Here is a 221-nt window from a genome sequence, read left to right on the forward strand (position 1 = left end):
CTGGACATTATTTGGAATTGTTTGGGGTATTGCCGTTGTCGGCGTTATCTTTAAAGTCTTTTACGTTAAGAAGTTTTTAGTGCTTTCGACGGTCATGTATGTGGCAATGGGCTGGATTGCTGTGTTTGCAATGGGTCCGATTATGTCAACCCTGCCTAGTGGAGGCATATGGCTGTTGGTGCTTGGTGGGATTTTTTATACCGCTGGGACGATTTTTTATG

The 221-nt window shown here is 43.9% G+C and carries 1 protein-coding gene; it reads left to right on the top strand.

The window, feature by feature from the left end:
* Window positions 1-221 (top strand): PAQR family membrane homeostasis protein TrhA (gene trhA / locus CHH91_RS19525; RefSeq protein WP_176465896.1); only part of this gene is annotated, 221 nt, incomplete at both ends.

The organism is Virgibacillus sp. 7505, assembly GCF_002272135.1.
In the GTDB taxonomy this organism is placed as follows: domain Bacteria; phylum Bacillota; class Bacilli; order Bacillales; family Amphibacillaceae; genus Terribacillus.